At 37.3% G+C, this 20820-nt stretch carries 20 protein-coding genes and 1 other annotated feature; of the genes, 3 read left to right on the top strand and 17 right to left on the bottom strand.

All coding sequences use genetic code 11. From position 1 onward, the window contains the following. Positions 1 to 172 precede the first annotated feature (172 nt). A complete protein-coding gene (locus MHB53_RS24220; protein WP_340923478.1) occupies positions 173 to 664 on the bottom strand; it encodes a dUTP diphosphatase in 492 nt (163 codons plus the stop codon). Between the two features lie 524 nt (positions 665 to 1188). Here MHB53_RS24220 and MHB53_RS24215 point away from each other — a divergent pair. Beyond that, positions 1189 to 1578, top strand: a complete 390-nt coding sequence (locus tag MHB53_RS24215; RefSeq protein ID WP_340923475.1) for a sigma-w pathway protein ysdB — start codon at positions 1189 to 1191, stop codon at positions 1576 to 1578. Positions 1579 to 1687: 109 nt separating this feature from the next. Continuing rightward, the gene (locus MHB53_RS24210) at positions 1688 to 3286 is read left to right on the top strand and encodes a catalase (RefSeq protein WP_340923473.1); all 1599 of its coding nucleotides are present in this window, start codon (positions 1688 to 1690) and stop codon (positions 3284 to 3286) included. 212 nt (positions 3287 to 3498) lie between these two features. Here the strand turns inward: MHB53_RS24210 and MHB53_RS24205 are convergent, their stop codons facing one another. From MHB53_RS24205 to infC, 5 genes are all read right to left on the bottom strand, one after another. Further along, on the bottom strand, positions 3499 to 4092 hold the full coding sequence (locus tag MHB53_RS24205) for a TVP38/TMEM64 family protein (protein WP_340923470.1): 594 nt from the start codon (positions 4090 to 4092) through the stop codon (positions 3499 to 3501). Positions 4093 to 4139: 47 nt separating this feature from the next. Further along, positions 4140 to 4415, bottom strand: coding sequence for a DUF1294 domain-containing protein (locus MHB53_RS24200; RefSeq protein WP_340923468.1), 276 nt, complete (start codon positions 4413 to 4415; stop codon positions 4140 to 4142). 179 nt (positions 4416 to 4594) lie between these two features. Further along, the gene (gene rplT, locus MHB53_RS24195; RefSeq protein ID WP_340923466.1) at positions 4595 to 4948 is read right to left on the bottom strand and encodes a 50S ribosomal protein L20; all 354 of its coding nucleotides are present in this window, start codon (positions 4946 to 4948) and stop codon (positions 4595 to 4597) included. Positions 4949 to 4980: 32 nt separating this feature from the next. Next, complete coding sequence (rpmI, locus tag MHB53_RS24190; protein WP_340923464.1) at positions 4981 to 5181, bottom strand: 50S ribosomal protein L35; 201 nt, start codon at positions 5179 to 5181, stop codon at positions 4981 to 4983. A gap of 21 nt (positions 5182 to 5202) precedes the next feature. Beyond that, positions 5203 to 5706, bottom strand: coding sequence for a translation initiation factor IF-3 (infC, locus tag MHB53_RS24185; protein WP_340923462.1), 504 nt, complete (start codon positions 5704 to 5706; stop codon positions 5203 to 5205). Positions 5707 to 6128: 422 nt separating this feature from the next. Between infC and MHB53_RS24180 the strand changes: the two genes are divergently transcribed. Further along, a complete protein-coding gene (locus MHB53_RS24180; protein ID WP_340923460.1) occupies positions 6129 to 6659 on the top strand; it encodes a YusW family protein in 531 nt (176 codons plus the stop codon). Between the two features lie 44 nt (positions 6660 to 6703). Here MHB53_RS24180 and thrS read toward each other — a convergent pair whose 3' ends face one another. The 11 genes from thrS to hflK all read right to left on the bottom strand — a co-directional run bounded on the left by thrS (position 6704) and on the right by hflK (position 20534). After that, positions 6704 to 8635, bottom strand: a complete 1932-nt coding sequence (gene thrS, locus MHB53_RS24175; protein ID WP_340924966.1) for a threonine--tRNA ligase — start codon at positions 8633 to 8635, stop codon at positions 6704 to 6706. 98 nt (positions 8636 to 8733) lie between these two features. Further along, positions 8734 to 8962, bottom strand: a binding site (T-box leader). A gap of 45 nt (positions 8963 to 9007) precedes the next feature. Next, positions 9008 to 9844 (bottom strand): putative sporulation protein YtxC, encoded by an 837-nt coding sequence (locus MHB53_RS24170; protein ID WP_340923458.1) that lies wholly within the window; start codon positions 9842 to 9844, stop codon positions 9008 to 9010. A 126-nt stretch (positions 9845 to 9970) separates the two neighbouring features. Beyond that, on the bottom strand, positions 9971 to 10906 hold the full coding sequence (gene dnaI / locus MHB53_RS24165; protein ID WP_340923456.1) for a primosomal protein DnaI: 936 nt from the start codon (positions 10904 to 10906) through the stop codon (positions 9971 to 9973). After that, the gene (locus tag MHB53_RS24160; protein WP_340923454.1) at positions 10893 to 12308 is read right to left on the bottom strand and encodes a replication initiation and membrane attachment family protein; all 1416 of its coding nucleotides are present in this window, start codon (positions 12306 to 12308) and stop codon (positions 10893 to 10895) included. Before MHB53_RS24160 ends, dnaI begins: the two co-directional genes overlap by 14 nt. 17 nt (positions 12309 to 12325) lie before the next feature. Next, a complete protein-coding gene (gene nrdR / locus MHB53_RS24155) occupies positions 12326 to 12781 on the bottom strand; it encodes a transcriptional regulator NrdR (protein WP_340924963.1) in 456 nt (151 codons plus the stop codon). A gap of 351 nt (positions 12782 to 13132) precedes the next feature. Continuing rightward, positions 13133 to 13735, bottom strand: coding sequence for a dephospho-CoA kinase (coaE, locus tag MHB53_RS24150; RefSeq protein ID WP_340923451.1), 603 nt, complete (start codon positions 13733 to 13735; stop codon positions 13133 to 13135). An 18-nt stretch (positions 13736 to 13753) separates the two neighbouring features. Beyond that, positions 13754 to 14386 (bottom strand): sporulation membrane protein YtaF, encoded by a 633-nt coding sequence (gene ytaF, locus MHB53_RS24145; protein WP_340923449.1) that lies wholly within the window; start codon positions 14384 to 14386, stop codon positions 13754 to 13756. A 229-nt stretch (positions 14387 to 14615) separates the two neighbouring features. After that, positions 14616 to 15443, bottom strand: a complete 828-nt coding sequence (gene mutM / locus MHB53_RS24140) for a DNA-formamidopyrimidine glycosylase (RefSeq protein ID WP_340923447.1) — start codon at positions 15441 to 15443, stop codon at positions 14616 to 14618. Between the two features lie 239 nt (positions 15444 to 15682). Continuing rightward, on the bottom strand, positions 15683 to 18319 hold the full coding sequence (gene polA / locus MHB53_RS24135; RefSeq protein WP_340923445.1) for a DNA polymerase I: 2637 nt from the start codon (positions 18317 to 18319) through the stop codon (positions 15683 to 15685). A gap of 335 nt (positions 18320 to 18654) precedes the next feature. Further along, complete coding sequence (gene hflC / locus MHB53_RS24130; protein ID WP_340923443.1) at positions 18655 to 19587, bottom strand: protease modulator HflC; 933 nt, start codon at positions 19585 to 19587, stop codon at positions 18655 to 18657. After that, positions 19587 to 20534: an FtsH protease activity modulator HflK gene (hflK, locus tag MHB53_RS24125; RefSeq protein ID WP_340923440.1), complete on the bottom strand. Its 948-nt coding sequence runs from the start codon at positions 20532 to 20534 to the stop codon at positions 19587 to 19589. Before hflK ends, hflC begins: the two co-directional genes overlap by 1 nt. Between the last annotated feature and the right edge of the window lie 286 nt (positions 20535 to 20820).

Genomic DNA, 20820 nt, shown 5'->3' with positions numbered 1-20820 from the left:
ATGGGACGCATGAATACGTAGCGCGTGCGCTTATTCATTGTAGATATATCATAAGAGCCGTAACAAAAAAGTATACTGTATCCCGTGTGCCAAGGTTAGACATAGAACACTTCTTATTAAACTAAAAAAACTGACAGCGGCTAAATTACGCCAACTGCCAGTCTTTCCGAAGTTAATAACCTTCCTGCTGTCTTTTATAGTTCACTTCATTTTTCTTCTTGTACGCTGTTTGTACATCATCAATTGAAAAACCTAGTGATTGTCCAAGTATAAAATACTGACGTAATAACCCTTCAAAATCTTCTCCTGCTCTTGTTTGCCTTAGCTTATCTACAAGATGATAAATTTTCAAGAAGCACTGCACTAATTCTTCATTTGCTTCCGAAGATACAATAGAAATATCTCTATCTGAAAATCCAAGTTCATTTCCTAGCGATAGAATAAAATGGACACCATCCACAAATTCTTCTAAAATAACCGCTTGTTCGGAAGCATCTTTTTTACTCCAAAATTTAAAGCATCGCGTTTCATTCGCTAACTCACCAATTTCAACAAGCAATGCTAAGATTTTTTTCTCTACTAAGTTTTCTTTTTGTAGTCCATGTTCATCTTCAATATAACGATCTAGTTTATCTTGTATTGCAAACCATTCTTGTAATGTCATGATTTTTTCACTCCTTTTAGTACGTGTTCAAAAAGGTGCCAAATTAGAAACAAGAAGTTCGAGGCGAGAAGGTTTTGAGGATCAGACTTGCACACGACGTGCTGACCTCTGTGTTGCTCACAGGACGTACTTGCACACGACGTGCTGGCCTCTGTGTTGCTCACAGGACGTACTTGCACACGACGTGCTGGCCTCTGTGTTGCTCACAGGACGTACTTGCACACGACGTGCTGGCCTCTGTGTTGCTCACAGGACGTACTTGCACACGACGTGCTGGCCTCTGTGTTGCTCACAGGACGTGAGCGATCTTAACAGAGGGTCCTCTTTCCTTACAGAGGTTCCTTTTCCTTAACAGAGGTTCCTTTTCCTTAGTAGAAGTACGTTACCTATGCCAACGAAGAAATTCGCCGTTTATCATTTGGTGACTTTTTGAACATCCTCTTCAAATTAATTATAACAAAAAATGAAACTTTTTGATTCCTTGTCCGTATACTGAAGTAAATGAACCAATTGGAGGCTTTGCGATGATCATTTTATTAAGAATTGCAATTTTTGCGCTTATCATATACTTTTTATACAAAATAGTGAAATTTATTTTAGATCCCAAACGCAAACTAGAATCTGCTCATGAACAAAATAAATTTTATTTCTATGATATTCCAGATAATATTCGCAAAAATTTTCTCGTCACACATAAAGGAGCCATGTTTGAAGGAGAAAAGTACTTGGGTTCGACTGAGCGCGCCTTTGATGTCGTATCTATTTTTATCTGGCCTCATAATCAAGATGTACTGCAAGGCATATCTTACGATGATTTTATGATGATTGAAAATGAAATTAAGCTGAGATACCCGAATGCAGTTATTGATTGGAAAAGCCCAATTAAAGAATTAATCGCTAAAAATAAACATTAAGTGAGTCAAAAGATACTTTTTGACTCTTTTTTAATATTATTGATTATATATGCTCATCCTATTACAGATACAAGGGTTCCATTTACATATATAGGAGGAGTAAAGTAAAATGACAAGTATCGATAATTCAAATGAAAATGTGAATACAGATGAAAACAATGATATGTTAACGACGAGACAAGGACATCCTATCACAGACAACCAAAATACTCGAACAATTGGCAATAGGGGACCTGCAACACTTGAGAACTATGACTTTATTGAAAAGATTACCCATTTTGACCGGGAACGTGTTCCGGAACGAGTTGTCCATGCTAGAGGAGCAGGCGCACATGGCTATTTCGAAACATATGGAAAAGCTGGAGAAGAAGATGTTTCTCGTTACACTCGGGCAAAAGTATTCCAAGGAGCTGGAAAACAAACACCTGTCTTCGTCCGATTTTCTACTGTTATAGGTGGTATGGAATCACCGGAAACAGCACGTGACCCACGTGGATTTGCCGTTAAGTTCTATACCGAAGATGGAAACTGGGATTTAGTTGGTAATAATTTAAAAATATTTTTTATTCGTGATGCCATCAAATTTCCAGATATGATACATTCCTTCAAACCTGATCCAGTCACAAATTTACCAGATCCGGAAAGAATGTTTGACTTCGTTTCGCAGTCACCTGAAACACTTCACATGATTACGTTCGTTTTTTCTCCGTGGGGGATTCCAGCGAACTATCGGCAAATGCAAGGATCTGGTGTAAATACGTATAAATGGGTAAATGAGCAAGGTGAAGCCGTTTTAATCAAATATCATTGGGAACCGTTAAATAATGATATTAAGAATTTGACACAAAAAGATGCCGAAAAGATTCAAGCAAAAACGGTCAGCCACGCAACTCAGGATTTATATGAAGCAATCGAAAATGGCGAGTATCCCGAATGGGAATTAAATGTACAAATCATGAGTGACGATGAGCACTTAGAGCTGGATTTTGATCCTCTTGATGATACGAAATTATGGCCACAAGAACAATTTCCATTCCTTCCAGTTGGAAAAATGGTATTGAATAAAAATCCGGAAAACTATTTTAATGAAGTGGAGCAAGTGGCATTCGGTACAGGCGTTCTTGTCGATGGACTTGATTTTTCTGATGATAAAATGTTGCAAGGTAGAACATTCTCTTATTCAGATACACAGAGACATCGTGTAGGAACTAACTACTTACAGCTCCCTATAAATGCGGCGAAAAAACATGTAGGTTCAAACCAACATGGGGGGCAAATGAGCTACCAAACAGAGTATACGAAAGGCAAAAATCCACATGTAAATTACGAACCTTCCTCTCTCGGTGGGTTTAAACAAGCCGAACAGTCTGGAAAAGAACATCAACCACATTATAATGCAAATTTGACAAGGGAAAGAATTGATCGCGAAAATAATTTTGGGCAAACAGGCGATACGTACCGTAGTTTCGAAGAATGGGAAAAAGATGAATTGATATCCAACTTAACAGACGCTTTATCCGTGTGCCGACCACATATTCAGAAGCTAATGATCGAGCATCTTTTAAAAGCCGACGAAGAATACGGAAGAAGAATAAAAGAAAGTTTAGAGATTGCAAAAAAAGAGTCTAAAGAACATACGAGTACAATTGAAGCAGACAAAGCTGTCGATCAAGCCCAGGACAAAGGAAAAGAAGCCGATCCTTACTAATATAGAGCTTTTTATGATCGATTAGTGATAGAGGCTTTCTCAACAATATTATTAGGAATTGGAGTTTCTGTCGGTTGAAGAAGACATTCTTAGAGGGCGTTAAGTGCTAAAAGTGGTCATAAAAATTGAACACTACTTAATAGCCAATTTTATGAAATTAAAACAGTCGTAATCATGATCAAAAGTCATGATTACGACTGTTTGCACAGAATCTAGCATGGGTTTTTGGATTGTTTTTGTCTATGTGAGAAGAACTCATCCCATGTGACAATTGTTATTTTTTCACGTAGGACATAAACCAAGATACATAGTGAGAGGATAATAATTGCGGCCATCCCTGGAGAGAAACGTGTAATAAACTGCCCGAACACCGTATAAAAAAAGGCAAGAGGCAGATTTGTAGCAAAAGCTCCCTTCATGAATCCCTTAAAATCAGGTCTTCTTTCCAGCAAACAGATATTCAACAAGTGATAATGAAAAAATGGGATAAGCCGTAATATGGCAATTTGACCTACAGTCATTTTTGTATAGCGACCAAACCATTTGTATTTTATCCCCATCAATTTAGCGTGTGTACCAGGCATTTTATCGATACAAAAATAAAAGAGGGCAGATAATAATAATAAACCAGCCATAGAATACAATGTCCCTAGAAAACTTCCAAAGAGTATACCACCAGCAATGCAAACAAGTGCTACAGGGATGAACATAAACTGTCTAACGACATGAAATATGATAAACATAAACGGTGCCAGTGTTCCGCTACCTTCCATAAAAGCAAGCATGATTAACATTTGTTCACTCATGTAGCCACCTGCCTTCCATACTACTAGTATATTTTCTTCCTCTGCTGTTATGACAGACGGTCAAGCAGAAGATAAAATATAACAATATCGATAATAAGTAAAAGAGGCAATCCATATTTAAATGTAAAATGTTTTGTTTTATGTCGATATTTATTCATGCCAATCGTCATACCAAGGGCCCCACCAACAAAAGCAAGAAGCCACAGATTGCGTTCACTTACACGCTGCCTTCTTTGCTGTGCTCTTTTTTTATCATTTCCCATGATTTGAATACCAAAAACATTTATTACAATAAAATAGCTAATTAACAAAAATCTAAGCATTTCTAACACTCCTTCCCATAAAAACAAAACGAGGCTATCCCAAAATCCAAGGGTTTAACACTTGGGGGGATAGCCTCGTTGTTTTAAATATATCTAGATTAAAGTGCGTATTCAAAAAGGTGCCAAATTAGAAACAAGAAGTTCGTCCTTTATCATTTGGTGACTTTTTGAACATCCTCTTAAAGTGCTGCTTTTGCTTTGTTTGCAATTTCTGCAAATGCTTGTTCATCAGAAATAGCAAGTTCAGCTAGCATTTTGCGGTTTACTTCAATTCCAGCTTCTTTCAATCCGAACATTAAACGGCTATAAGAAAGACCATTTATACGAGCTGCTGCATTGATACGTGTAATCCATAGTCTACGGAAATCGCGTTTTTTGTTACGGCGATCACGATATGCATAATTATAAGATTTCATTACTGCTTGGTTAGCAACTTTGTATAATCTATGTTTGGAACCATAATAACCTTTTGCTAATTTTATAACTCTTTTATGACGTCTGCGGGTTACTGTACCGCCTTTTACACGTGGCATATTAATTCCCTCCTAAGTTGGATCTCGATTTATTACTTCACATTGTCAAGCATATGGCGAATACGGCGGAAATCACCTTTTGACACCATTGCTGACTTACGTAGTTTACGTTTTTGTTTTGTTGATTTATTTGCAAATAAATGGCTTGTATAAGCTTGTGAACGTTTCAATTTACCAGAACCTGTTCTTTTGAAGCGTTTTGCTGAGCCTCGGTGGGTCTTCATTTTTGGCATAGAGTTTTCCTCCTCAAAACATTACTTTTCAATTTTTGGTGCTAATACTAAAAACATACTTCTTCCGTCCATTTTCGGTCTGGACTCAATAGTCGCTACATCTTCGCATTCTTCAGCAAAGCGAGTTAATACACGCTGGCCAATTTCTTTATGCGTAATAGCACGTCCCTTAAAACGAATCGAAGCTTTTACTTTATCGCCTTTTTCAAGGAATTTCCGGCCATTGCGAAGCTTAGTGTTGAAATCATGCTCATCAATAGTAGGACTTAATCGAACTTCCTTCAAATTGATCACTTTTTGGTTTTTGCGCGCTTCCTTTTCTTTCTTCTGCTGTTCAAAACGATGCTTTCCATGATCCATAATTCGGGCCACAGGTGGTTTTGCGTTAGGTGCAACAAGAACGAGATCTAGATTTACACGTGCAGCAATTTCAAGTGCTTCATTGCGGGATTTAACTCCCAGCTGCTCTCCATTATGATCAACAAGACGAAGTTCACGGGCACGGATGCCTTCATTTACCATCATATCTTTGCTAATAGTTAGCCACCTCCAAGTTTTATAAGGAACACATAGTTTGAGTAATAATCATGCTGCACTTTTATAAAGCCGTATTTAAGCCACAAAAAAAGTGCGAGGCATATAGCAACCCGCACCAAAATCACGCACAAATAGTCAAAAATGGCAATGAAATCAATAACCTGTCAACAGCACTATTGCGTCAATCAGGCGAGAAGCGGGAGCCTCTTCTTCCACAAACAAGTATTCAATTAACTCTTATTAATATATCACAGGTAGATAACTCTGTCAATAATCATGTAATATTTGCAACGCTTATTATCATAACAAATTATGTTACATAAATCAATCAATCTTTTGGATAAAATGTTTAATTACGTAGGAAAAGGTAACACTTTGTTATAAGAACTCATACTTTGGAGGTTTCGCGTATGTTAAAAAAGATATTTTACTCTATTGCTGGAATTACCTTAATGCTTGGATTTACAGCATGCTCTAATGATCCATCCATCGATGATCATCCGAAAGAACGGATGGTGGTTCCTAAAGAGGTGAGGACGCCTGATACCAACCAAAAGGATAACAGTGGCGTAAATTCCGATGGAAATGTAGATGATACAAACGCGATAGAACAAATGGAAGAACTACCTTATACCGAATTTGATTTAGAAGTTAAATATGGTCCAAATAAAAAATACTCTGTTGAGTATGAACAAAAAAGTGGCAATGGGAAGTATGAAGCAATAGTAGATGATGAAATAAATGATAGAATATTACAGGGCATGGAAGCTTTTCAAACCGTATACGTTTTATTGAAAGATATTGAACTGACTGGATTATCACAAGAAGAGGTAATTCAAAAAGTCCTAGCTATTTTTCAATTAGATAAAGATTATACAGAATTTGATTTGGATTATATGTTGAAAGACGGAACTAAAGTAGATTTGGAAGATAAAAAATAAAACGCCAAACGGGGCTAACTGAAGCCCCTTTGGTGTTTTATTCATTAATCTCTATTATTCACTTCTGCTTTAAGTAATTCTGTAAACTCTTTAAAGGAAATAGTTTCTGACTTCTTCTCTCCATATTTCCTTACATTAACAGCTTCTTCTGTAATTTCATTGTCACCGACAACAAGCATATATGGCACTTTTTGCATTTGCGCTTCACGAATCTTATAACCAATTTTTTCTTCACGTTGATCAAGTTCAACGCGGAAACCGAGTGATTTTAACTTATCCTGAACTTTCTTAGCATAGTCAAAATGCACATCTGGAGAAACTGGGATAACTTGAACTTGAACAGGTGCAAGCCAAGTCGGAAATGCGCCTTTATATTCTTCAATCAAGAAGGCTACAAACCGTTCCATCGTTGACACAACACCACGGTGGATAACGACTGGACGATGCTGTTTGCCATCTTCACCAACATATGTCAAATCTAATTTTTCAGGTAAAAGAAAATCCAGTTGGACAGTAGAAAGTGTTTCTTCTTTTCCTAATGCAGTTTTGACTTGAACGTCTAATTTGGGTCCGTAGAATGCCGCTTCCCCTTCAGCTTCCACATACTCATCGCCAAAAGTATCCATTGCTTCTTTAATCATCGCCTGTGCTTTATCCCACATTTCATCATCATCAAAATATTTCTCTTTATCCTCAGGATCACGATAAGAAAGCCTAAAAGAGTAATCTTCGATGTTGAAATCTTTATACACTTCCTTAACAAGTTCCACAACACGGATAAATTCGTCTTTGATTTGATCTGGTCGAACAAATATATGCGCATCATTCAATGTCATTCCTCTAACACGCTGTAGGCCCGAAAGAGCGCCAGACATTTCATATCGATGCTGTGTGCCAAGTTCTGCAATTCGAATCGGCAATTCACGATAACTATGGATATCATTTTTATATACCATCATATGATGAGGGCAATTCATTGGGCGCAAAACAAGTTGTTCATTGTCCATATCCATGACAGGGAACATATCATCTTTATAGTGATCCCAATGACCACTTGCCTTATACAGGTCAACACTTCCCATAACCGGTGTATACACATGGTCATATCCTAGTTCAACTTCTTTATCAACGATGTAACGTTCGATGATTCTACGAATTGTCGCACCTTTTGGTAACCAAAGTGGCAACCCTTGCCCTACTTTTTGTGAGTTTGTAAATAAGCTTAGCTCTTTACCAAGTTTGCGGTGATCACGCTCTTTCGCTTCTTCTAGCATTTTCAAATGATTTGCAAGGTCTTCCTTTTTGAAAAAAGCTGTTCCATATACGCGTTGAAGCATTTTATTTTTGCTGTCACCACGCCAATATGCGCCTGCAATATTAAGCAATTTAAATTCTCTAATTTTCCCTGTAGATGGGACATGAACGCCACGGCACAGATCTGAAAACTCACCCTGTGTATAAATCGTTACTTTTTCATTTTCAGGAATGGCGTCAATTAGTTCTTGCTTATATTTATCTGCAGCAAACAGATCTTTCGCTTCATCGCGTGACACTTCTTTACGAACGATTTCCATATTTTCATTAATGATCTTCTTCATTTCCTTTTCAATAACAGGTAAATCTTCTGGTGTAATTGCATGTTCAAGATCCATATCATAATAAAATCCGCCTTCAATAACTGGACCAACACCAAATTGAACATCTGGATACAATCTTTTCATTGCTTGTGCCATTAAGTGAGCAGAACTGTGTCGCATTACCTCAAGTGCTTCATCGCTATCTGCTGTAATAATCTCAATCGCTCCATCTTGTTGTATCGGTGTTTTCAAGTCAATAAGTGCACCACTTAGTTTTCCAGCAAGTGCTTTCTTTCTTAAGCCTGGACTGATGGATGCTGCAATTTCTTCTGTTGTTGTCCCTTTTGGAAACTCCTTTATAGACCCATCTGGGAAAGTAATTTGAATTTGATTTGACATCATTTTTCCACTCCTTTTTTTATTGCCTAACTTCGGCGTATATGATGTACTAGTGGCTTACACCTTTCTAAATAAAAATACAAAAAACCCGTCTCCTGGAAAGGGACGAGTTTATATACACGTGGTTCCACCCTAGTTTTCAACATACGAAAAAAGCATATTGACTTGGATTCATTGTAACGGATTTGGCCCGCCAATCATTACTCACTGGTTCATGATTGGAGTTCAAAGGGGGTAAGTATCTAGTCCGTGTTGGGAAGCTCGCAGCTCCATCTTCCCTCTCTGTGAACCGTAACAAAATACTCATGTCCTTATCGCAACTGTTTGCTTGATTGATTATGTAGGTTATTATATCTAGTTGCGAAAAAAAAATCAAGGTTTATGGACATAAGCTTTTTTTAATATGTGAAAATGAGTTGGAGGCAAAATAAAGATTCGTTCTTCAAATATATTACGTAACGTTCTAACAAGTGCTTGCTCTTCATTAAGAGTGTAAAGATAAATTTTCTTAGGGGCCATTGATAAAAGCGGTGCTATGACTCCTGAATCTACATAAATTGGGTGATTGGCGAGCAGGCGTTGATCAATCATTGCCTTCATATCTTGATGAGATATTTCTTGGATATTTTCATCAAAAAATAAATTTGAATCATCCATGAGCAGATGAATCGTATTTTTTCTTGAGCCACGATTTTTCAAGTAGTCTCTTAGCATGCTGACAAACATCTGGTATTCTTGTTCCATTTTATATTCATCGATGGCGACCTCAAGATACTTACCTACTTGCTTGTAATAAGGCTTAAGCCTAAACCTTGAAAAAGAATCAAATAAAATCGGCCCTCCATAACTTAGCAAATCATCAATTGCCGAATGAAGCAACTGATCTTCATTCACATTTCCAACTAAATCGGATAAATCTTTGCGCTTTCCACTAAACATTTGTGCAGTAATTCCAATGATATGACTACGCTCATCTTCATTTTCATAATGATATGTTTGCAGTAACGTATCATTTAACCAGTCATTTCTTTTTGCTTCTTTTATAAAATGAAGCAATGCCTCCGCATACAAACCCCTTTTTTCCATTTCATTACTAAATGTATAAATAAACTGGCTCTGGCTTTCTTTTAATTTTTCCTTTACGCCATGTGCAGATAAATATATTTTTAGACGGATTGCATCCTTTATAGAAGTAAATATCAACTCCAAGCCCGTCCCCCCTTTTACTACTTTGTTACATGTATATGAGAGGTAGGACGGACTAGACCTATGAATTTAAGGTAAGTCCCCGACTACAGATATTTCAAATAAAAAACACCTGCAATTTGCAGGTGCTCATTGATGTCTTCGATTTGGCCCATCTAATTTAATAGGGGTTGATAAATATTTTATACGCTCCATAATTCTTGCTGCTTTCATTTTCTCTTCTTCTCCACGTTGCGTATATGTTAAATGATGCTCAAGTCCGTTGAAATCAAAATTAGAAGTAAAAAAGGTTGGTAGCTGCTCATGCATTCTGAATTGTAGAATGGAACCTAAAACTTCATCTCTTGTCCAGCTTGACATTGCTTCTGCTCCAATATCATCAAGCATAAGAATTTTGGCATTTTTCACTGCTTCAAGTTTGGAATTTAATGTTTGATCCCCAAGAGATTGTTTCATTTCCCGCAAAAATTCTGGGACATATACGATCAAAGAAGATATTTCCTTTTCAGCTAGCTGATTCGCAATTGCCCCGAGCAGATAAGATTTCCCGATACCGAAGCTTCCATATAAATACAATCCCTTCATCGCGCTTCCAGGATCATATTTAGATGCAAATTGTTCTGCATACTCAAATGCATGTATTCTTCCAGGACTATCCAATGAGAAATCCGCAAATGAAGCAGCCAGAATTTCTTTTGGCACATAAATACTTTTAATCAGTTTTTCCGCTTTTTTACGTTCATCATGAACGAGTTTTGATGGACAAGGACGATATCGCACTTCAATTACATTACCTTCCAATACAAGAGAAGGTTCATACCCCTGCATCATATTTACACAATGACCAAGGCCTGGACAATCCTTACACTTTTTTGTCTGTGTCATATACTCATAAAGTTTCATCAAATGATTTTCAATAATCTCATTTGTAATACTGCCTTGATTAGCCTTAATAAAAGACTGTATTTCCGAGTTTGATAAAACTTCTGCTTTTAAGTCTTCGTATCGCTCTTGAAAACCTGGTGATTTTGATAGTTTGCTAAGCGTCTCATTAATCCGCTCCACCTTTTTCACCTCCATTTTTCTTGTATTTTCTTTGAATTTCTTCTGCTCGTCGACGTTTCTCTTCTAATTCCTTAGATTCTACTTTTTTTACTGTCTCACTAGATTTCTCATTAGAGACGAACCAATCAGGTAATTTTTCTTTACGTGTAACTTTGTTTTTTCGTTGTTTCGTGTCTTTATTCCCTGTTGCCCATTCTTGATATTGACGATGTTCACTTTTGGCAATTTCCATCGCTGATTGAACAGTTGTAATTTTTTTTCTTGACCAATGGGATGCGATTTTTTCCAAATAATTTTTGGATAATTTCATATCCGTTCTTAACATTACATAATGAATAAGTACATTAGTGACCCCTGGCAGTAGCTTCTGTTGAAACATTATATCTTCAACTGCGTGAAGATCAGATTTTGCAGGTGTCGCACCATCAGATAAGTCAATAAGCAATTGCCGCGGAGAAACAGTCTCTAAATAATAAACGAGTCGACTTTCTGGTGTATCCCTTTGTGTGTTACTTTCACGATGATTAAGTGGTTGATGACGATCAATTAGTTGTGGTAGTTTATCTTCATTTTCCATCTGATACCAATCGCGTGCTGCTTTACGAAGCTCATCAATATCAAGATGATGGTCAGCCGTCACACTTGCAAGTACAATATTTTGCATTTGAATTGCATTGATTCCGTATATAAAAGATAGCTTAGCAATAGAGTCTTTTACCGCCTCTGTGAAAAACTTTCTAGGAACCATCATTTCAGTAAGTCCCGCAAGTAATAAATCAAAATCAAAGCCTTTTCCATCAATATAAATCTGACTTGCTTCTTCTTTTTTAAAAAAGGCTTGGCCTTGTTCTAGCTCACTTGCTTCATGACCGTCAATGTTTTGAAGGCTTTGTTCCCCCAACGAGGTAAATACATCTTGAAAGGATCGGGTAACTTCTTGATATGCTTGTGTATCCATCTGCTTGTCAGTAAATGTTTTTTTCAGCTTAAGAAAATGCGATTGACCTAGTTTTTGATATAAATAAATATTAAGCATACCATCAGTAAAAAATTGCTCAGCTGAAAGCGGAGACTGTAATTCATAAACAAACGATCTAGCTTCTCTTTCGCTTTTTATATATGTTTTTAATAAGCCTATTCCCTCAAGTTTCAGTCTTGCATGGTAAATATCTTGCAGGTTTAATCCAAGTAAATTCATTAAATGATAATGGGACCATTCTTCGGACCACAATCTATTTTCTTCTACTGCGTGCCAAAGTGTAGTATAGAAACTTGTACAAATAGGTCCGATCAACGGCTGGTATAAGAACGTAATAATTTTTTTGTCATGTTGATGCAAAGTACCATTCATTGTAACTGAAAATGAGTCGACTGGCTGAACTTCATTCCAATGCTGCTTCATGTCAATCACACTTTCATTTAGTCTTTTTTAATCAAGTCTTTTAGTTCGTCTAAAAAAACATTTATATCCTTAAATTGGCGATAAACAGATGCAAATCTTACATAAGCAACTTCATCAATTCTTGCTAGTTTATCCATCACCATTTCACCAATTTTATCTGAGTTTACTTCCGCCTGTCCTTGATTACGCAGGTCACGTTCAATATCATGCGTGATTTTTTCAAGTTGATTCAATGCAACTGGTCGTTTTTCACATGCACGAATGAGTCCGCGTAATATTTTATCCCGACTGAACTCTTCGCGAATACCTTCCTTTTTTACGACGATTAAAGGCGTTTCTTCTACTCTTTCAAATGTCGTAAATCGATAAGAACATTTCTCGCATTCACGTCTTCTTCTAATGGATCTAATTTCATCAGCAGGCCTCGAATCAACAACTCGAGTGCCATTGTGATGACAAGAAGGGCATTTCATTGTAATCGCTCCGTTCCTCAAAGTACTTCTTCATATTATACCTTACTTTAAGGAGAAAAAACAAAAGTACAAATCTCTTACTTATTAACCTATGTTGGATAAGTATTCCCGATATGGTTCTTTCGAATAAAGATCACTATCTTCTGTTGCAACTATTGACCTCGGCATCATAGTTGGAAAAATTTCGTATCAAGCTTTCCATCGATGAGCAAGAAAAAAAGGAGTGCATGTTACTTTCACTCCAGATTTAAGAATGCTATCTTTATCCCGATTTTGCTTTAGGGTTAAGACCCCTCCTGATTCCACGATGTTTCTGGTGCTAAAACGCGTTCACTCGGTTAGGATAATGGTTTATGGTTGCATTTTCCAATTTTTAATTAACTTTTCTATTTGAAGTCTAGTTTTTTCAATCGAATCATTATTATCAATAACTGCATCTGCCAGTTTTAGCTTTTCACGTAAAGGCAGCTGTGATGTAATCCGAGCTTTGGCTTCTAATTCGGTCAATTTATTTCTATCCATCAACCTTTCCAGCTGAACGGCTTCATTAACATATATCAAAATTACTTTACCAACTAAATGAGTTACATTACTTTCAAATAATAATGGAACATCGTAAATTATCGTCTGCTTGCCCTTAGCGATCGCTGTTTCTTTCCATTCATTCATTTTTTGCCGGACAGCAGGATGAACAATACTATTCAGTAATTTCCGCTTCTCCTCATCATGAAAAATGATGGATCCAAGCTTTTCCCTATTAATTTCCCCATCATTTAAAAGTAGACCTTTCCCAAAACTATCAACAGTCTGAGTGTACGCTTTTTCTCCTGGTACCATAACAGCCCTTGCTGCCAGATCTGCATCAACAATTGTAAAACCAAGATCATTTAACATATTTGAAACGGTGCTTTTTCCACTTGCAATCCCACCAGTTAGTCCAATAACTTGTGCCATAAATGTGCCTCTTTCATTTTACATTTTTAATAATCCAATAAACATTAATAAGACCCCAGGGAGAAATGCCAACTTTTGAAACCAACTTGATTTTGAAAATATTTGCCCGATTTGTAATCCGCTAGCAAGAAATATTCCACTCATGAGGGCTGCACAAACAGCTAATAAAATCGGAGAAAACCCAAGCATAGCGGCACCAATTCCGGCTCCAAAAGCATCAAGAGACAGTGCCACTCCAAGCATAAGTGCTTCTAATCCCGTCACTGTTCCTGACTTATCGAAGTCTGCTCTAGTCGGTTTTTTTAAAATATGAATAACGACACCAAGTGTTTTTATTTCCCAGTTAAAAACAAGGGTTTCATTTACATTAGTCGAATCATTTTCTTTTTTTAAAAACTGGTAGATAACTAAGGCACCGATCAATATTAAAATGCTGCCTCCAAGCCGATTAGCAAATGTCACACTGAGCAATTGTTGAACTAATTGGCCTGCTAGCATTGCCACGCCTAAGGATACTGCAGTACATAATGCAATAATTAAAATCGATTTCAATGGAATTCGCATTTTCCTAAGTCCATATGCGAGTCCAGTACTGAAGCTGTCAAGACTAATTGCGACGGCAAGCAATAGTAATGCTAAAGAAAAACCCATTTCCAAGCCCCTTCCCTTACAAATAAGTCAAAGTCGATAACTCATTGTATGAGAAAGGATTGATTGTGGTTAATAGAAAAGCGCAAGCTCTTTGAATGGTTGCTGAAGCAATGAAGCATGAATTAGTGGAAGAGTAATGATGCTCAAAGTAATGATGTTCGGTTAAGAACGCCACGTCGTTTGGCAACACCGAGCAAACCCACATCGTGGGCCTCCACATTGTGTAGGTCTATTTTTTTTGACAATTAGGGCAAAAATGAGTTCCTCTACCTGCTACTCTTATTTTTTCAAGTGGGATGCCGCATACTTTACAGCCTTCACCTTTTTTTCCATATACTAAAAGGCGTTCCTGGTATGTTCCGATTTCACCATGGGAATTCATATATGTGTTAACGGAGCTGCCCCCAGCCTCGATTGATTCTACCAATGTCGCTCCAGCCTGCTCACGTAAAAGCTTGATTTCTTGATCAGTAAGTGACTTCGCCCTACGTTCTGGATGAATATTTGATCTGAACAATGCTTCATCTACATATATATTCCCAAGACCAGTAACGATCGTTTGATCGAGTAGCACAGCCTTAATCATTCTGTCCGTTTTCATTAATTTCTCTTTAAAATATAATTGTGTAAATTCTTCAGCAAATGGTTCCGGTCCTAGTTTAGCTAAAGGAAGCTCCGTATGTTCTGTTCCTTTTGTAAACAGATGCATCGTTCCGAACTTACGTACATCTCGATAACGCAGTTCTGTTCCATCGACGAAATGAAACACAATATGTGTATGTTTTTCTTCAGGATCATTTTCATGTCTCACAGAATAATTACCTTCCATTCGCAAATGTGAAACAAGTGCATAATCATCTGATAATAAAATTAAAAATTTACCTCTTCTACTTACATCGAGAATCGTTTGTCCTCGTAAAGCATCTTGAAACTGTTCGATTTCCAATGGTTTCTTTACTATTTTTGGCCAACCAATAGTGACATATTTTATTGTTTTTCCGACAACAAGCTCAACTAAAGACTTGCGGACGGCTTCCACTTCCGGTAATTCGGGCATCACCGTCACCTCCGAATATTCTTTAAGTGCATGTTCAAAGTGGTGCCAAATTAGTTCGAGGCGAGAAGGTTTTGAGGATCAGACTTGCACAGGATGTGCTGACCTCTGTGTTGCTCACAGAACGTGGGCGATCTTAACAGAGGTTCCTCTTTCCTTAGAAGAAGTACCTAATTGCCAACGAAGAAATTCGACGTTTATCATTTGGTAACCTTTTGAACATCCTCTCTAATCTATTAATCCTATTTCGCATCATACCATGTAGACCCATAGGAATATTCCACTTTAAGCGGCACATTTAGCTTAAGTGCGTGTTCCATTACATCAGGAACAATTTCTTTAAGAATCTCAATTTCATCTTTCGGTGCCTCAAAAATCAATTCATCATGTACTTGAAGCAATAGTCGTGTTTGCAAGCCTTCCTTTTCAAGCCTTGCAGCCATATCGATCATCGCCTTTTTAATGATATCCGCTGCACTTCCTTGAATAGGTGTATTCATCGCTGTTCTTTCTGCAAAGCTTCGTAAGTTGAAATTTCGGCTTGTAATCTCTGGAATATAACGTCTTCTATGCAAAAGGGTCTCCACAAACCCTTTTTCTCTTGCATCCGCAATAATGTCATCCATATAATCTTTTACCCCAGGAAAACTGTCTAAATAGCGATCGATGAATTGACCGGCTTCTTTTCTTGTAATACCAAGGCTTTGAGATAGACCATAATCACTGATGCCATAAACAATACCGAAATTTACTGCCTTTGCTTGCCGGCGCATATTTGATGTCACTTCATCTGGACTTACATGAAACACATCCATCGCTGTTTTTGTATGGATATCCATATCATTCGTAAAGGCTTCAATTAATTTATCATCCTTCGCAATATCGGCGAGCACACGCAATTCAATTTGCGAGTAGTCAGCAGCGAATAATACCCAATCTTCCTGTGACGGAATGAAGGCTTGACGAATTTTCCGCCCTTCTTCGAGACGAATCGGGATATTTTGGAGATTTGGATCAATGGAGCTAAGCCTTCCCGTTGAAGTTAATGCTTGATTAAAGCGAGTATGCACTTTATGCGTGTCTTGGTTAACCACTTTCAGCAAGCCTTCAATATATGTCGATTGTAATTTCCCTAGTTGGCGGTAGTCGAGAATCTCCCTAATAATTTCATGCTCAGGCTCTAATTTTTCCAAAACATCTGCTGCAGTGGAATAGCCCGTTTTCGTTTTTTTAATTGCCGGCAAGCCAAGATGTTCAAATAAAATTACTCCGAGCTGCTTAGGTGAATTAATATTAAATTCTTCACCCGCAAGACGATGAATTTTCTCTTCAATTTCAGATAGGCGACCACCTATTTCTATTTTCATTTCTTCCAGTCTCTGTACATCTACTTTGATTCCGGTATATTCCATTTTGGCTAATATCAGTGCTAAGGGTAGCTCCAGATCATAAAATAAATCTGTCTGTTCATTTTTTTCTAGTTCCTCTAAACATGGATCATATAATTCTGCAATCCCAACTGCCTTTCGTGCAAGATGTTCGGCAAGTATATCGCCTTCAGCCACTTTTTTCTTTGCACCCTTGCCGTATACAGCTTCATCTGTCTGAACATCTGTATACTGATGTCGTTTTGCCACACCAGCAAAATCCTCCGTCGCTTCGGAAGGGTTAAGTAGGTATGATACGAGTAATAAATCAAAATCAATCCCTTGTAGATCTATATCATGTCTTTTCAAAGCAACTACAGAGCGCTTAGCATCATACACACGTTTCTTTTTAGTCACATCTTCCGCCCACGATTTAAAGGCATTTGATTGGAGTGCTATATCTGTTGGTAAATAGTAATGCCCATGTTCATTGGACAAACCAAAACCAGCGATCTCTGCTGTATAATAATTATCTTCCAAAACTTCTACGTAAAGAGTATTTTCCACTGCAAATATATCATCGGTAATAGATTCTACTGTCTGAAAAGGAACATCGAGCATTGTATCAGCAATCATTTCTGTATCTTCTGCTCCATCTAATTTTCCAAGCAATGAGTTAAAACCAAGTTCTTTAAATACAGCGGTTAATTTTTCTGTATCGTAACCTTCAAACAGAAGCTTATCCACATCTACTTTAATTGGTGCTTCCGTTGTAATCGTTGCAAGCTCTTTGCTCATCACAGCTTGTTCCTTAAATTCAGTTAGATTTTCTTTCAGTTTCTTGCCACCGACTTTATCGATATTTTCAAGTAACTCCTCAAGTGTAGGGAATTGTTTTAAAAGCTTGATAGCTGTTTTTTCGCCTACTCCAGGAACACCAGGTATATTATCAGACTGATCCCCCATCAAACCTTTCATATCAATGATTTGTTCAGGTGTAAGGCCATATTTCTCCATTATATGAGCGGGAGTGTACACTTCAATGTCCGTAATTCCTTTTCTCGTAATACCTACCGTAACTTGATCCGTACTTAATTGTGTTAAATCCTTATCTCCAGAAATGACCTTTACTTCGAAGCCATCCTGTGCTGCTTTCACCGCAAGTGTACCGATTATGTCATCCGCTTCATAGTTTTCAAGTTCATAACGTTCAATTCCATATGCATCCAATAGTTCCCTAATGAACGGAAACTGTTCCGACAACTCTGGGGGTGTCTTTTGACGGCCACCTTTATATTCTGAAAATGTTTTGTGACGGAATGTTGTTTTTCCCGCATCAAACGCAACTAGAATATGTGTCGGCTTTTCATCCTCAAGCACTTTCATCAGCATCGTAGTGAAGCCGTACACTGCATTTGTATGTATACCTTTATCGTTGTTTAAAAGTGGTAAGGCGAAAAAAGCCCGATATGCAATACTATTGCCGTCAATTAACATTAATTTTTTCTTCATTCATATTCCTCCCAAGTGGAGCATATTCGTTCATCCGTTTGTTATCTTTATTTTATCATGTTGAACCATTAAAGTGAAAATAACTATCTTTTGCTCAAACATGATGTTAGAACATATACGAAACGTTACTATTCCGTGACACTGGTGATGCATTTCGCGAGATTAGACAATTATTCTGTGACCTTCCTATTAATTCCGGAATCTTACCATTATTTCCTTATCTTCGAACTCAAAACAAAAATACTACACAGTCACAAGACCGTGCAGTAGGCACATTAAGAATTAACCAATCAGGTGAGGATGATCCTCCCGATGTTTTAGGTACTGAAACCAGTTCACTCTGTATAACCCATTAACAAACGAGCATACGGTGAGTCAGATGGAATGACAATAACTGTATCTTCTCCAATCGTTTTCTTGTATGTTTCAAGTGTTCGAAATAAACTGTAGAATTCACGGTCTTTTGAAAAGGAGTTATTATACATTTTTGCTGCTTCTCCCTCCCCTTCAGAACGGATGACTTCCGCATTCGCTTGAGCTTTTGATAAAGTCTCACGGACTTTCCGATCTGTTTCTGCAGTGATCCGGTTTTTCTCAGCATCACCAATTGATAAATACTCTTGGGCTTTAGATTCTCGTTCAGAAACCATTCTTGTATATACGGAATTTTCGTTTTCCTGAGGTAAATCTGTTCGTTTCGTCCGCACATCTGTAACGATAATTCCATATTCATCTTTGGAAAGTAATTCATTTACTTTCATTGTTACTCTATCATTGAAGCTTCCACGTGACGACTTTTCATCGTTAATAATCTCATCATATTCCAATTGTCCCAGCTCAGCACGTACAACTGAATAAATAAATTCCTCCATACGCGATTCTGCATTAACCACGGTTCTTGCGTTTGTGATCATTTTTCCAGGGTCATCAATCTTCCAAACAGCATAATTATCAATGATCATTCGCTTTTTATCTTTTGTATTAATTTCAGCTTGCGAAACATCATATGCCATCTGATATTTAGGTAATGTTGATACTGTTTGAATAAACGGGATCTTAAAAGCTAGACCAGGCTCACTTTTGATGCTTACGACTTCTTGGAATTGACGAACTACTTTATATTCACCTTCTTTTACAATAAAAGCACTCGTCAAAAAAAGAGCGAATAATACAATCAAGATAATGAAGAACATACCTAGCTTTGCGTATTTTTTCCATTCCAATTCAATTGTTTTTTTACTATCTAAATTGACTACCTTTTTATCCATTATTCTTTGCTCCCCTCTTCTTCTTTTTCGACAGCTTGTTCTCGCTCTACTGGACGAATAGGGAAGTATTTTAATGTATTTCCATCATCTTTCATGATGTAAATTTCAGCTCCAGGCAATACTTGTTCTAACGTCTCTAACGTCAAACGTTCTCTCGTAATTTCAGGATTCGTCTTATATTGTTCATATAACTTATTAAAAACTGCTACATCACCTCGTGCGGCTTCAAGTCTAGCAGCTTTTTCCCCTTTCGCTTTTGAATCTATTGCTGCTTCCTCTCCTTTTGCTTCATTCATTCTTTTATTCTCGTATTTTTTTGCTTCGTTAATTTTTGTATTCATCGTTTCTCTCGCATCTGTTACGGCTGTAAAGGCGCTGCGGACTTCCTCATTTGGCAATTCAACATCTTTCAAGGTAACTGCTAAAATCGATATTCCTACATCATACTTATCCATTAATGTAGTTAAAAGTTCGCGAACATTGCCCTCTATTTCTGCTTTACCAGACGTTAATGCATCGTCAATTTTGGAACTACCTATAATGCTTCTTAATGAAGCAGACGTTGCATTAGATAAGATCTTTTTTGGTTCTTCAGAATTAAACAAATACTTTTGCGGATCGGTTATTTTCCATTGGACGACAAGATCTGCTAATACAATATTTTCATCGCCTGTGATCATTTTCGTTTCACTTTTACTGCCATCACTTTCCTCAAATCCAAATTCCAGCTTAAGCGTTTCACGTGCTAACTTTTCCACACGTTGGATTGGCCATGGAAGTTTGAAGCGTAGACCTGGATCTGTTACTGTTTCCTCCGCTTCACCAAATGTTAGAATGACAGCTTGATCAGATTCATCTAGCGTATACCAAGATGTAAATAAAATAATCACGAGTGCAATGATCGTAACAATAAGTCCTGTAACTGTATAAACCCTTTTTAAACTCATTACGCCACTTTCCTTTCTCTTAATCTCTCTCTTCATGTCTATACGAAACACTGATCATAAAGTTTCATATCTTTAAGAGGATGTTCAAAAAGTCACCAAATGATAAACGGCGAATTTCTTCATTGCTCGGTTTTTCCGGTTCTCACGTATTAAAAGCATACGCTCCGATCCTCAAAACCTTCGCGCCTCGAACTTCTTGTTTCTAATTTGGCACCTTTTTGAACTCGCACTTTAATACCTTTTAATTTTAAATATTCATGTTTATCTTTCTTTCAGGTTTAACCTT

Source organism: Bacillus sp. FSL K6-3431 (genome assembly GCF_038002605.1).
Lineage (GTDB): Bacteria > Bacillota > Bacilli > Bacillales > Bacillaceae_C > Lederbergia.
The sequence above is the reverse complement of the archived record's forward strand: the minus strand, read 5'-3'. Positions and strand labels throughout refer to the sequence as shown.

What these genes read in the sequence shown, in the direction of transcription:
- MHB53_RS24220 (WP_340923478.1), bottom strand. Translation starts at nt 664, where the DNA reads ATGACATTACAAGAATGGTTTGCAATACAAGATAAACTAGATCGTTAT.
- MHB53_RS24215 (WP_340923475.1), top strand. Translation starts at nt 1,189, where the DNA reads ATGATCATTTTATTAAGAATTGCAATTTTTGCGCTTATCATATACTTT.
- MHB53_RS24210 (WP_340923473.1), top strand. Translation starts at nt 1,688, where the DNA reads ATGACAAGTATCGATAATTCAAATGAAAATGTGAATACAGATGAAAAC.
- MHB53_RS24205 (WP_340923470.1), bottom strand. Translation starts at nt 4,092, where the DNA reads ATGAGTGAACAAATGTTAATCATGCTTGCTTTTATGGAAGGTAGCGGA.
- MHB53_RS24200 (WP_340923468.1), bottom strand. Translation starts at nt 4,415, where the DNA reads ATGCTTAGATTTTTGTTAATTAGCTATTTTATTGTAATAAATGTTTTT.
- rplT (WP_340923466.1), bottom strand. Translation starts at nt 4,948, where the DNA reads ATGCCACGTGTAAAAGGCGGTACAGTAACCCGCAGACGTCATAAAAGA.
- rpmI (WP_340923464.1), bottom strand. Translation starts at nt 5,181, where the DNA reads ATGCCAAAAATGAAGACCCACCGAGGCTCAGCAAAACGCTTCAAAAGA.
- infC (WP_340923462.1), bottom strand. Translation starts at nt 5,706, where the DNA reads ATGATGGTAAATGAAGGCATCCGTGCCCGTGAACTTCGTCTTGTTGAT.
- MHB53_RS24180 (WP_340923460.1), top strand. Translation starts at nt 6,129, where the DNA reads ATGTTAAAAAAGATATTTTACTCTATTGCTGGAATTACCTTAATGCTT.
- thrS (WP_340924966.1), bottom strand. Translation starts at nt 8,635, where the DNA reads ATGTCAAATCAAATTCAAATTACTTTCCCAGATGGGTCTATAAAGGAG.
- MHB53_RS24160 (WP_340923454.1), bottom strand. Translation starts at nt 12,308, where the DNA reads ATGAAGCAGCATTGGAATGAAGTTCAGCCAGTCGACTCATTTTCAGTT.
- nrdR (WP_340924963.1), bottom strand. Translation starts at nt 12,781, where the DNA reads ATGAAATGCCCTTCTTGTCATCACAATGGCACTCGAGTTGTTGATTCG.
- coaE (WP_340923451.1), bottom strand. Translation starts at nt 13,735, where the DNA reads ATGGCACAAGTTATTGGACTAACTGGTGGGATTGCAAGTGGAAAAAGC.
- ytaF (WP_340923449.1), bottom strand. Translation starts at nt 14,386, where the DNA reads ATGGGTTTTTCTTTAGCATTACTATTGCTTGCCGTCGCAATTAGTCTT.
- mutM (WP_340923447.1), bottom strand. Translation starts at nt 15,443, where the DNA reads ATGCCCGAATTACCGGAAGTGGAAGCCGTCCGCAAGTCTTTAGTTGAG.
- polA (WP_340923445.1), bottom strand. Translation starts at nt 18,319, where the DNA reads ATGAAGAAAAAATTAATGTTAATTGACGGCAATAGTATTGCATATCGG.
- hflC (WP_340923443.1), bottom strand. Translation starts at nt 19,587, where the DNA reads ATGGATAAAAAGGTAGTCAATTTAGATAGTAAAAAAACAATTGAATTG.
- hflK (WP_340923440.1), bottom strand. Translation starts at nt 20,534, where the DNA reads ATGAGTTTAAAAAGGGTTTATACAGTTACAGGACTTATTGTTACGATC.